At 68.7% G+C, this 11296-nt stretch carries 8 protein-coding genes; 2 read left to right on the forward strand and 6 right to left on the reverse strand.

Annotation, left to right across the window (positions count from 1 at the left end):
* Positions 1–14: 14 nt before the first annotated feature.
* Complete coding sequence (locus tag SAZ01S_RS23920) at positions 15–161, reverse strand: hypothetical protein (RefSeq protein ID WP_167693046.1); 147 nt, start codon at positions 159–161, stop codon at positions 15–17.
* 211 nt (positions 162–372) lie between these two features.
* Between SAZ01S_RS23920 and SAZ01S_RS02160 the strand changes: the two genes are divergently transcribed.
* The gene (locus SAZ01S_RS02160; RefSeq protein WP_084579607.1) at positions 373–1749 is read left to right on the forward strand and encodes an aminotransferase-like domain-containing protein; all 1377 of its coding nucleotides are present in this window, start codon (positions 373–375) and stop codon (positions 1747–1749) included.
* A gap of 24 nt (positions 1750–1773) precedes the next feature.
* Here the strand turns inward: SAZ01S_RS02160 and SAZ01S_RS02165 are convergent, their stop codons facing one another.
* The 5 genes from SAZ01S_RS02165 to SAZ01S_RS02185 form a co-directional block, all read right to left on the reverse strand.
* Positions 1774–2727 carry an alpha/beta hydrolase gene (locus tag SAZ01S_RS02165; RefSeq protein WP_084579609.1) on the reverse strand — a complete coding sequence of 318 codons (954 nt, stop codon included), beginning with the start codon at positions 2725–2727 and terminating at the stop codon, positions 1774–1776.
* A gap of 95 nt (positions 2728–2822) precedes the next feature.
* Positions 2823–4397, reverse strand: a complete 1575-nt coding sequence (locus tag SAZ01S_RS02170) for a GH39 family glycosyl hydrolase (protein ID WP_084579611.1) — start codon at positions 4395–4397, stop codon at positions 2823–2825.
* 51 nt (positions 4398–4448) lie between these two features.
* A complete protein-coding gene (locus tag SAZ01S_RS02175) occupies positions 4449–5945 on the reverse strand; it encodes a tryptophan halogenase family protein (protein WP_084579613.1) in 1497 nt (498 codons plus the stop codon).
* A gap of 110 nt (positions 5946–6055) precedes the next feature.
* Positions 6056–9088, reverse strand: a complete 3033-nt coding sequence (locus tag SAZ01S_RS02180) for a TonB-dependent receptor (RefSeq protein ID WP_245824510.1) — start codon at positions 9086–9088, stop codon at positions 6056–6058.
* 454 nt (positions 9089–9542) lie between these two features.
* Complete coding sequence (locus SAZ01S_RS02185) at positions 9543–10520, reverse strand: alpha/beta hydrolase (protein WP_139809901.1); 978 nt, start codon at positions 10518–10520, stop codon at positions 9543–9545.
* A gap of 173 nt (positions 10521–10693) precedes the next feature.
* Here SAZ01S_RS02185 and SAZ01S_RS02190 point away from each other — a divergent pair, with 173 nt between their 5' ends.
* Positions 10694–11194, forward strand: a complete 501-nt coding sequence (locus SAZ01S_RS02190) for a beta propeller repeat protein (RefSeq protein ID WP_174596074.1) — start codon at positions 10694–10696, stop codon at positions 11192–11194.
* Positions 11195–11296 lie beyond the last annotated feature (102 nt).

The raw sequence follows: 11296 nt of genomic DNA on the forward strand, positions 1-11296 counted from the left end.
TTTGATTCAGGCCGTCATGCGCGGCCGGGCGCCGCCGGGCGCGGCAGCGGATCGTCGAACGGCATCGTCTGTGCCCGCCGCGATGCGCGCGGTTGCGGGCTGTCGAGCAGAATGCGAACCGCCCAGGGGCGGCCGGTGTTACGGGCATAGTTCACGCGCATCTTCGCCTCCTCACGAGTTGGTGCAATGTGCGCCCGGTGCCGGGAACGGCGCCATTCTACGCTTGTCGAAGCAAAGACATACGTGTGTTTAGGTGAGAGCGGCGGCGCGGCCTGGAGGCTGACGCCGACGAACCGACGGGCCCCTGCCTGCGCGCGGGTGTCATCCGCATCGTGTATGGCTTTTTGTATGGAACCCGTTAAGCCAGGGCCGATGCCAGGCTGGAATCCCGACATTGCCGGAACGCTGGGTCCGAAATATCTCGCCATCGCCCAGGCGATCGCGCGCGACGTCGCGGCGGGGGTGCTGAATCCGGGCGATCGGCTGCCGCCGCAGCGGATGCTCGCGGAGCTGCTCGGCGTCGACCTTACCACCATCACCCGCGCCTATGGCGAGGCCCAGCGGCTCGGCCTGATCGAAGGCGATGGCCGGCGCGGCAGCTTCGTGCGGAACCCGGCGAGCCCGGGCGGAATCCCGTACCGGGAGCCGGCCGATGCCGGCATGAACGCCCCGCCCGAACTGCCCGACCGGCAGCTGGAAAAGGCGTTCGGCGCCTCGGTCGCGCAGTTGCTCGGCCGTGCCGACGGTCCCGCGCCGTTCCATTACCAGCCGCGCGGCGGCATGGCGCTGGCCCGCGAGGCAGGCGCGGCGCTGCTCCGTGCGCGCGGCCTTTCGGCGCAGGAGGATACCGTGCTGGTCAGCGCCGGCGGCCAGCATGCGCTGCATGCGGTGATCAGCACCGAACTCCGCCCCGGCGACACGCTGGCGGTCGGCCCCTATGTCTATCCCGGCCTGCTCGCCGTCGCGCGCCGCTATGGGCTGGTGCTGCAGGTGATCGATAGCGATGCCGAGGGTATGCTCCCCGAAGCGCTCGCCGCCTGCGGCGGGGGCGTGGCCGCCGTCTATCTGGTCCCCACCAACGACAACCCGACGACCGCGACGATGGGCACCGCGCGCCGGGAGGCGCTGGCGGCGGTGATCCGCATCCATGGGCTCAAGCTGATCGAGGACGACGCCTATGGCCTGCTCCCCGAACAGCCGCAGCCACCGCTCGCCGCGCTGGTGCCCGAGCGGAGCTGGCATATCGCCAGCGTCTCGAAGATCCTCTCGCCCGGCCTGCGGGTGGCGTGGGTCGCGGCGCCGGATGTCGCGGCGGCCTGGCGGCTGGCGGCCGACCTGCACGAAACCGCGGTGATGGCGCCGCCGCTCAACGTCGCGGTCGTCGCCGACTGGCTGCAGGGCGGCAGCTTCGACACGCTGCGCGAAGCCGTGCGCGCGGAGGCGCGGGCGCGGCAGGCCATCGTCCGCGCGGTGCTGCGCCCCGGCAGCTTCCGCGCGCAGGAGGAAGGCTATCATCTCTGGGTGCCGTTGCCCGACGGCGCCAACACCGCCGAGATCGTCAATGCGCTGCGGCCGCACGGCCTGTCGGTGGTGGCGAGCGACGCCTTCGCGGTGACGCCGGCGAGCGCGGCCCCGGCGCTGCGCGTCTCGATCGGCGGATCGACGTCGCGCGATCGGCTCGAGCGGGCGCTGCGCCTGCTCGATGCGGTGACCACGCCCGACGTTACCCGAAAGATCGCGCTCGTCTGATCGATCGCGCGGCGAGACTGGCGATTATAGCTCGCGCAGCCAGCGATCGAACATTTCGAGCCATTCGCCGTCGGGGCGCGTGGGTGTGCCCAGGCCGAAGCCGTGCCCGCCGCGCTGGAAGAAATGCGCCTCGGCCGCCACCTTGGCGGCGCGGAGCGCGGCGAGCATCTTCAGGCTGTTTTCCGGTGCCACCGCCGTGTCGTCCAGCGCATGAACCAGGAAGCAGGGCGGGGTGTTGGCGTCGACATGCAGCTCGGGCGAACGCCGTGCCAGCGCGGCCGCGTCCGGCGAGGGGCCGAGCAGCTGGGCGAAGGATCCGGCATGGGCGAACGGCCGTTCGCTGGTGATCACCGGGTAGATCAGCCCCGCGGCATCGGGCCGCGCCGACAGCCGATCGGTCGCGTCGCGCGGCGTGTAGACGGCTTCGCCATAACCGGTGGTGAGGCTGGCGGCGAGATGGCCGCCGGCCGAATAGCCGAGCGCGACGACGCGGGGCGAGCTTTCCCGGGCGCGGATCAGCCGGATCGCGCGTTGCGCATCCTGCAGCGGCACGTCCTGCCGATGCGTCCAGCCCTCGCCGGGGAGGCGGTAGATCAGGACGTAACAGGTGTAGCCGCGCGCGGCGAGCGCCTCGGCCGTATCGGTCCCCTCATGCGTGCCGACAACGACGCTGTACCCGCCGCCGGGGGTGAGCAGGACCGTCGTGCCGTTCGGGCGGGCTGCCGGAAACCGGTGGAGCGTCGGCCGCGCGACGTTGCGCAGCAGCGCGGGCGGCGCATCGGCGGCTAGCGGCTTCGGCGCGAAGCCGCTTTCCGGCATCGCCGCGCCCCACAGATCGATCACCTCCGCCTGGAACCAGCGGGGCGGCAGCGCGCCGCGGTGATCGCGCGCGGTCTGCGCCGCCGCGTGCCCGGGAAACGCCGCCGCGACCCCGGCAGCGCCAAGAAGGGTACGTCGCGTCATCTCGATTCCGGCCATGTTCCTGCTCCTCGCGCAAAGGCGATATGCCCGCCCTGTCGTTCCTGCCGACTTGGGTACCACGAAATCGAGCGTGTGGAACGCACCCGCGCCCGTCAGCGGCGCAACGGCTCCAGCCGCAGCAGCAGGATGTCGTTGGTGCGAAGCGGCAGCCTGACCTGCAGCCGGCCGCTGCCGGGGACGGTGACCGTCTCGTCCCGCTCCGGCAGGTCGCGCGTCGCCTGTTGCAGGTCGGCGACCTGCTGCGTGCGCAGCGTCGCCGGCATGTGCAGGTCGATATAGGCGGAGAAGGCGTCGTTGCGGCGATAGCCGGTGCGGAACAGCCGCAGCCGGTAGCGGCCGGGGCGCAGATGGGCGAGGCGAATGTCCGCGGGTGCCTCCGGCTTGGCGGGGACGAGCTTGGCATAGAAGGAGCGGTTGCTCACCGGCTGCACGGGCTGATGCCAGTCCCACAGCACCAGCGCGACGTTTCCGCCCGCGACCGAGGCGATGCTGTAGGGATCGCCTGTCGCCACCTCGCGGCCATGGAGTGCGTTCAGATATTTGTAGGCGAACCAGGCCGGCTTGCGGATGCCCTGCGGGTTCATCAGCCCGAAGCCGCCCTGGAACGCCGCTGTCGGCGGGCCCGGCTCCTCGAACAGGTCGCTATAGGTCCAGTAGCTCATCCCCTGGACGATGCCCTGCACCGCCTTCAGCTTGGTGAGGATATAGGCGGCGCTGACATGGGAATCATGCACCAGGTCGCGCGGCGTGTAGCTCGTGCTCCACTCGGTGAAGTAGAGCGGCAGCGTGGCGAAGGGCGAGGCGGCGATTTCCTGGCGCACCTTGCGGACGTCGCCGACGATCGCGTCGGGCGAGGGCGACAGCTTGGTATCCTGCTTGCCCTGTTCGTCGAGGAAGCCGCCCTCGACGCCGTAGGTGTGCGTCGTCACAAAATCGACCGGCGTGCCGCGCCGGTGCATGTCGGCGAGGAATTCGGGCACCCAGGCGGCGCCGGCAGTGGAGGGGCCGCCCACCCGCAGCGCCGGGTCCACCGCCTTGATCGCGCGGGCGCTGGCGTCGTACAGGTCGAAATAGGCCTTCTGGTCGGCCTTTTCCCAGAAGCCGTCGAGATTGGGCTCGTTCCACACCTCGAAGAACCAGCTGCGCACCTCGTCGCGGCCATAGCGCGCCTGGACATGGCGAACAAAGGCGGCGACCAGATCGCGCCACGCGCCCAGCTCGGGGTGCGAGGTGTTGCCCTTCCAGTAGAAGATCGCATTGTCCGAAGTCTTCAGCCCCTCGGGGGTGAAGCCGAGTTCGACGAACGGCTTGAGGCCGCGCGCGCGCAACTTGTCGTACAGGGCGTCGATGCCGGTCCAGTCATAGGTGACGACGCCGTTCCTGCGCTGGACCGTCTTGAGCACGTCGTGGAAGATCGCGTGGAATCGGATATAGCGAATGCCGAGCTCGTCGCGGGCGATGCGCAGCTGCGCCATCGAATCGTCGCGCTGGAGCGTGCCGGGATAGTCCGATCCGATCGAGAGATTGAAGAAGCGGTCGACCGGCGCGCCGGCAGTCGCCACGTCGACGCGCACGGTGCGGGCGGGTGGCGTCGCATCCTGTGCGAGCAGCGGTGCCGGTGCGAAACCCAGCAAAAGTCCGCCGATCGCGATACCTGCCATGCGCATCCTGTCTCTCCCCTCTGTCTTATGCTTGGTCTGTCGATGGTCGCGGCGCCGTCATGCCGCCTCGGCGCGGCAGGTGCGGGCGACGAAATGATCGTGTGGCGGCATGCGCCCGACCGCTGCCGAGAGTGCGGCATGGCGTTCGGCGAGCAGCGTCGCCAATCCGTCGAGCGGCGGTCGGTCGGCGGCGGGATCATGGCCGCGGGGCAACCGCCCCTGGCCGAGCAGGATCGCCACCCAGCTCGGCTCCTGGTGCGACTCCTGCGCGTAGAGCGGCACCCGCCCGATCGCGTCCCACAGCGCCAGCTTGTAGGCGAGGGTGTCGGGCAGGGGCATTGCCGCCATGTCGCGCCAGAACGGTTCGGGTCGCCGGCTGATGCAATAATGCGCGATCAGAAAGTCGCGGATCCGCTCATATTCGGCGATCGTCTCGCGGTTATATTCGGCGAGGATCACCGGATCGACCGGACCGGCGGGCAACAGCTCGGCGAGCCGGACGAGGCCGGTCTGGACGAGCTGCAGGCTGGTCGATTCGAGCGGTTCCATGAACCCCGCCGCCAGCCCGATCGCGACGACGTTGTGCGCCCAGAAGCGCGCGCGCCGGCCGGTGGTGAAGCGCAGTAGCCGCGGTTCGCCGATCGCGGCCCCATCCAGATGGGTGCGCAGCAGCTGCTCGGCCGCATCGTCGGCAAGGTGCGCGCTGCTATAGACCAGGCCGTTGCCGGTGCGGTGCTGGAGCGGGATCCGCCACTGCCAGCCGGCGGCGTGTGCGGTCGAGCGGGTGAACGGCGTGAACCGGCCCGCCCGCGCGCAGCCAAGCGCCAGCGCCCGGTTGGCGGGGAGCCAGTGCGACCAGTCGACGAAACCGACCTCCAGCCCCTGGCCGAGCAGGCGGCTGGCGAACCCGGTGCAATCGAGAAACAGGTCGCCGTCCAGCCGACGCCCGTCGTCGAGCAGCAGCGCGCGCAGGTCGCCGGTCTCGGCATCGCGCTCGAGGTCAAGGATGCGGCCCTCGACGCGGGTGACGCCGCGCGCTTCGGCATAGCTGCGGAGCAGCCGGGCATAGAGGCCGGCGTCGAAATGATAGGCGTAGCGATATTGCGCCGCTTCGCCGCGCAGCGCCTCGGGCGGCGCGAAGCGATCCTGCGCCGCGGCGAGCGCGGGCATCGACCAGGCGTCGATCGGATCGCCGGTCCGCCCGGCCGCGTGCAGCCGGTGCCAGTGATGGTGCGGGGCGGCACCGTCGATCGGCGCGCCATGATCGCCAAAGCCGTGGAAGTGGCGGTTGCCGGTCTGCCCCCAGTCGACGAACTCGATGCCCAGCTTGAAGCTGCCCTGGGTGGCGGCGACGAAATCGGGTTCGTGCAGGCCGAGCAGCCGGTTGAAGTTCCGGAGGATCGGGATGGTCGCCTCGCCAACGCCGATCGTGCCGATCGCATCGGATTCGACGAGGGTGATGCGGGTATCCGGCGCCGGCCGCAGCCGGGCAAAGAGCGCCGCGGCCATCCAGCCCGCGCTGCCGCCGCCTGCGATGATGATATGCTGCGCCACGCGTGCGTCCGTCCCGAGCTGCTCTGTGCCGGCCAGCCTAGGCAGCGCAAGCCGACAAAGAAATGCGCCCCCGGATACCTGGTGGTGTCCGGGGGCGGAGGTGGAGGAAGTTAGAACACCGAGCGGACCAGGAAGGCGAAGCGCCGGTCCGTATCCGTCCAGCTGTAGCGCGGCTTGAGGTTCGGATCGCCCACGTCGAGGAAGGTCCGCGAGTTGAGCAGGTTGGTGCCCTGCACGCCGATCTTCACATGCTTGTTGATCGAGTAGAGCACCGACGCATCCAGCTGCCCGTAGGATTCCGACCAGACCGGGAAGTTGATGTTCGCGGCCGAGGTCGTCAGCAGATAGTGCGATCGCCAGTTATACGCGGCGCGCGCCGAAATGCCGTACTTCTCGTAGACGAGAGCGGCGTTGTACGAATATTTCGACAGGCCTTCGAGCGGCAGTTCCTTGCCCGCGCCGGTGGTCTGGTTCGAATCGAACACGTTGATCGCCGTGTTCTTGCCGCCGGACGAGTCGACGAAGGTGTAGTTGCCCTGGAAGCCCAGGCCCGAAAGCGCGCCCGGCAGCATGTCGAAGAACTGCGTGTAGCTGAACTCGAGGCCCTTGATCTTGCCGCTCGAGCCGTTGGTCAGCTGCGTCACGTCGAAGGTGAGCGTCTGGCCGTTGCTGGTGAACTGGCGCTCGGTGGTGCCGGCGAAGATATAGTTGCTGATATCCTTGTAGAAGGCAGCGACCGTGACGCTGTTCGCACGCCCGAAATACCATTCCAGGCTCGCGTCGAACTGGTTCGAGCGGGTCGGCTTCAGGTTCGGGTTGCCGGCGGTGCCGGTGAACGGCGTCAGGCGACCGTTGATGCCGGTGCCCGTCGCCACCGCGGCGCTCGGCGTGCTCGCGAAGTTGTACGACAGCTGCACATAGGGGTTGAGCTGCGCGAAGGTCGGACGCGAGATCGCCTTGCCCGCCGCGAAGCGGAGCTGGAGATTGTCCTTCAGGAAGAAGCGCAGGTTCAGCGTCGGCAGCACGTCCGTGTAGGAGCTGCTGGCGCTGGTTGCCACGCCGAGCGAGCCCTGGGCGAAGGTCTGCGCCGCGGTGAACTGCGCGCAGTCTGCCGCGGTGGTCAGCTGGCCGTCGCGCGGACCGCCGACGATCGGGGTGCCGGCCACGCAGGTGCCGCTCGGGTACGCAGGCAGCGAAGCGCCCGAGCCGACCGCCGAAATCTCGGTACGGATCACGCGAACGCCGATATTGCCGTCGAAATGGCCGATCGGGCTGGTGTCCATACCGAAGCGGCCGACGACATAGCCGGCATAGGTGCGCTCGGTCTGGTCGTTGACGCCGCCGCCCGACAGGCCGGAGATGCTGACGTCGCTGTTATACGGCTTCCAGCTCTTGCTCACATATTTCAGATAGGAGTCGTAGGCGGCGGTCGGGCTATTCTGGACCAGGCTGGCGGCCGGGAACCAGAAGCCCGCGCCCGGCGAGGAGACCTTGCCGCGGAAGAAGTTGTTGTAGGTGATCAGCTGCGACTGGTTCGGCAGGCCGGTGTTCTGCGCGCCGCCTGCAAAGCCGGTCTGGTTCATGTACACCGGCGTGCCGGGATCCCAATATTGTGCCGAAAGCTCGGCCCAGTTGTAGCCGGTCTGGCGCGTGATCGCGTTGCGGTCGGTATAGCGGCCGCCGACCTTGAGCGAGCGCAGCAGGCCACTGTCGAACGTGTATTCGACATCGGCGCGGCCTGACCATTCGTGCGCCTCGTTGTCTTCGAGATGGTCCATCGCCGCGGCCCACCAATAGTCGCTCTGCTTGGTCAGCGAGCCACCTGCCGGGGTCGGGGTGATCACCAGCTTGGGATCGTCGCCGGCGAAGTTGAAGTCGAAGGTGGCCGGCGTGTTGGTCTGGGTGAACGCCGTCATGCTGCTCACCTGCGCCGTCGACTTCACATATTGCAGGTCGCCGGTGACGGTCCAGTGCGTATCGGGGGTCCAGCGCAGGTTGCCCGAGAAGTCCTGGGTGCGCTTGCGCTGATAGCCCGAACGCGTGTCGAGGTTCAGCTGGCGGTTGGCGATGACGCCGGAGACGAGCTCGTTGTTCGGGCCGAACTTGTACGAGGGGTCGTCGGTCGGCGGCGTGCCGTTGTCGCCGATCGCATATTCGATGTCGCGCGGCGTCGCCTGGGCGATCAGCGCCTCGGCGGTGAAGGTCAGCGTGCTGGTCGGCTTCCACTGGAACGAGCCGTCGAACGCGGTGCGCTTCTGCTGCCAGTCGATGCGGCGCAGGCCCATATTGGCGGGGATGTAGACGTTGCTGCCCGCGGCCAGCCCGCCCTGCGCGGCGGTCAGCGTGCCGCGATCATAGCGGCCGTTGGAGATGCTGTCGGTGCGGTTGCCGATATTGTTGATCGAGTAGCTGAGCAGCAGGCCCATCTCGCCGAGCGGGGTGTTCCAGCGGCCGCTGGCCAGCCCGTTGCCCGACCAATAGGTCTTCTTGCGCAGATCGGCATAGTTGGCATCGCCCGAGAGCGCGAAGACATAGCCCGGCGCATCGAACGGCTTGCGGGTACGCAGGTTGACGATGCCGCCGATGCCGCCTTCGACCAGGTCGGCCGAGGGATTCTTGTACACGTCGACGCCGACCAGCAGGTCCGACGACACGTCCTCGAACGACAGGCCGCGGCCGTTGTTCGCCGAGAAGACGTCGCGGCCGTTCAGCTCCGAGCGGACCCAGGAAAGGCCGCGCACGAACACGCCGCCGCCTTCGGACGACAGGCGTGCCGGATCACGGTTCTCGTTGGTGCGCTGGAGCGTGATGCCCGGCACGCGCTGCAGCGCTTCGGAGACCGAGCGGTCGGGCAGGGCGCCGATATCCTGCGCGGTGATCGAATCCACCACCTGCTCGGCATCGCGCTTGCGGTTGCGCGCGCTCTGCAGCGAGGCGCGGATGCCGGTGACGACGATTTCCTGCGCGCCATCGGCCTGGGTGTCGTCCTGCGTCGCCGTCTCGCTGCCCTGCGGGGCTGCTGCCGCCGTCTGGGCCAGCGCGGCGACGGGGGTGAGCAATGACAGCGTTGCCAGCGAGGCGCTGGCGCGCAGCATGGCGGTCATGGACGTCGAATGAAACGATGATGTGAAGCGATAGGTCACGAAGTCCCCTCCTCGGCGCGAACGGCGCAGGTGCAAGTTGGTTGAGGCCGGCGCACGCGATCGAGGCGCGCTGCACGGCGGTCCCGGTGTCATCCCGGCATCCGATGTTTGCGCTACCATTCCGTCCTATTTATCGCAACTATAATGTGAAACTCAGCTTTACCCGTAAAAGCGTGGTATCGTTAACATGTTTTACGCTTGTAAGATCAATGGCTTGTGTGGATCGTTGTCAGTGCGAAATCGATTGCCTTAGCGCGATTGGTAGTCGCCCTGCGTAGTCGGGCCTGCGCGCATGACCTCATCTTTCGTCAGCTCGACGCAAATCGCTCCCGGGCCAGCGGTAAGCGCCGACTCATGGTCGGTGAAGGCGAAATGGCGGTGGCGGGCTTGGGCGTGCCGAGCCGCGGTGCGGCGGCCCCGCTATGCGGCTATGCCAGCGGGGCCGCCTTTCCGCTCAAGCTGCGAGCAGGCCGCTGCGCCGCGCATAGGCGGCGAACAGCGTAGGCCAGGCGGAGGCGGGGACGGTCTTGGGCAGGCGGACGCCGAAGCCGTGGCCGCCCTGGTCGAAGGCGTGGAGTTCCGCCGGGCGGGCGGCCGCCAGCATCGCCTGGTAGAGCGCGAGGCTGTTGGCGATCGGCACCAGCCCGTCGTCGCTGGCATGGGTCAGGAAGATCGGCGAGGTATCGGCGGTGACGCGCGTTTCCACCGAGGCGGCGGTGAGCGCCCTGGCATCGGCGCCGGTGCCGAACAGATTGTCGCGCGATCCGCCATGGGCGAACGGTGCCGCCATGCTGACCACGGGGTAGATCAGTCCGGCCAGATCGGGACGTGCGGACAGCCGGTCCGCCGCGTCGACCGGCGCATAGACGCGCTCGGCATGGCGGGTGGCGAGGCTGCCGGCGAGATGGCCACCGGCCGAGAAGCCGAGCGCAAGCACCCGCGCCGGATCGACGCTCCAGCGCGCCGCGTTGGCGCGGATCAGCCGCAGCCCGCGTTGCGCATCGGCCAGCGGCGCGGTGTTGCGATGGGCCCAGCCCTCGGTGGGCAGGCGGTACCGCAGGATGAAGGCGGTGATGCCCAGCGCATTGAGCCAGCGCGCCTGCTCCTCGCCCTCATTGTCGATCGCGAGGAAGCCATAGCCGCCGCCGGGCACCAGCATCACCGCGGTGCCGTTCGGCCGGGCGGGCCGCCGCACGGTGAGCGAGGGCTGGCCGACGCCGGTCAGCCAGCGATCGTTGAACGCCGGGTCTTTCGAGCGCTGGTCGTATTTGGGCGTGGGCAGCGGGGCGGGGGCGCCCGGCGGCGAACCGGGCCACAGCGGCAGCGCCTCGTCGCTGCCATCCGCGAAGGCGTGCGCGGGCAGGGCAGTCGCGCCGGCGGCGGCCATGGCCATGCCGCCCAGCAGCATGCGGCGGCTAACATCCTGGATCATAAACCTTTCCTCTCCTCGTCCGCGATGCCGCATGGATCGTCCTGCGATCGAAACCTGCATCCATATGTAAAAGCAAATTTCAAATCAGCGGTTTCTTTCTATAGGTGGTAGCGCTAACCTGTGGAAGCAGGATCGTGCACCGGCAACGTTGTCGGAGGATCATGGGGAGAGGAATGGGGCGTCCCATCGCATTCGGCATGCTTGCGGCATGGGCGCTGACCGGCGCCGCCGCGCCGCTGCGAGCGCAGGATGCCATCCCCTATCTTACCGTCGGCGGGGGCGGCTATGCGCCTGGCATCGTGTTCAGCCCGGTCGCCTCGCCCTTCGCGGCGGGCGAACTCCGGCTGAAGCTGGGCGCGCAGCTGTGGCGCAGCACCGATGGCGGCGCGTCCTTCGTGCCGGCGAGCGGGGCGCTGCAGGTCGAGCTGTTCGGGCTGGGCAAGGGGGCGGGCCGGGTGCCGGCGCTCTATGCCGGCGGCAGGATGGGCGATCTTCGCGCGGTATGGCGCTCGGACGATCTGGGGAAACATTGGCAGCGGATCAATGACGACGGGCACCAATGGGGCCTGCGTTTCCGCGTGATTTCGGGCGACCCGCGCGTCGCCGGTCGGGTATATCTCGGCACCGACGGGCGCGGGCTGTTCTATGGCGATCCGGCAGGGGAGAGGAAATGAATATGAATCAACACGCGCCGGGTTCGGCGCCTGCGTTCCCCTCCCGCTTGCGGGAGGGGCTAGGGGAGGGGCTGGCGCGCTCCAGCGTTACCTTCACGTCGT

It is taken from the genome of Sphingomonas azotifigens NBRC 15497, from assembly GCF_002091475.1.
Lineage (GTDB): Bacteria > Pseudomonadota > Alphaproteobacteria > Sphingomonadales > Sphingomonadaceae > Sphingomonas > Sphingomonas azotifigens.

Bases quoted from the DNA above. Each gene is read 5' to 3' on its own strand.
- SAZ01S_RS23920 (WP_167693046.1), bottom strand. From the start codon at position 161: ATGCGCGTGAACTATGCCCGTAACACCGGCCGCCCCTGGGCGGTTCGC.
- SAZ01S_RS02160 (WP_084579607.1), top strand. From the start codon at position 373: ATGCCAGGCTGGAATCCCGACATTGCCGGAACGCTGGGTCCGAAATAT.
- SAZ01S_RS02165 (WP_084579609.1), bottom strand. From the start codon at position 2,727: ATGGCCGGAATCGAGATGACGCGACGTACCCTTCTTGGCGCTGCCGGG.
- SAZ01S_RS02170 (WP_084579611.1), bottom strand. From the start codon at position 4,397: ATGCGCATGGCAGGTATCGCGATCGGCGGACTTTTGCTGGGTTTCGCA.
- SAZ01S_RS02185 (WP_139809901.1), bottom strand. From the start codon at position 10,520: ATGATCCAGGATGTTAGCCGCCGCATGCTGCTGGGCGGCATGGCCATG.
- SAZ01S_RS02190 (WP_174596074.1), top strand. From the start codon at position 10,694: ATGGGGCGTCCCATCGCATTCGGCATGCTTGCGGCATGGGCGCTGACC.